The sequence below is a fragment of the Romboutsia sp. 13368 genome, from assembly GCF_018336475.1.
GTDB lineage: Bacteria > Bacillota > Clostridia > Peptostreptococcales > Peptostreptococcaceae > Romboutsia.
The window spans coordinates 595,173-595,411 of record NZ_CP048741.1; the positions used below are offsets into that span (position 1 = coordinate 595,173).

The 239-nt window shown below is 27.2% G+C and carries 1 protein-coding gene; it reads right to left on the reverse strand.

All coding sequences use genetic code 11. The annotated features are described in order from the left end of the window. Positions 1 to 2: 2 nt before the first annotated feature. Positions 3 to 167 (reverse strand): hypothetical protein, encoded by a 165-nt coding sequence (locus tag G3997_RS02485; RefSeq protein ID WP_296647557.1) that lies wholly within the window; start codon positions 165 to 167, stop codon positions 3 to 5. Between the last annotated feature and the right edge of the window lie 72 nt (positions 168 to 239).

Below are 239 nucleotides of genomic sequence, written 5' to 3' on the forward strand. Positions count from 1 at the left end.
TATTACTTTTTATGGAATTTGAAATTTATTTTAACTTCAAATTCTAAACCACTTTTTCTACTGCCAATAGATAAGTGGTTTTTTATTTTATCATATATGTAACTAGATAATAATCCAGTTAAAATAGAACTTATAGTTCCTATAATAAAATTTATCATTAGTTCCATATAGAATTGCACCTCCTTCCTACTTGCTGTAGGAACTAGGACTATATGAAACCACCACTCATAGATTGCAGT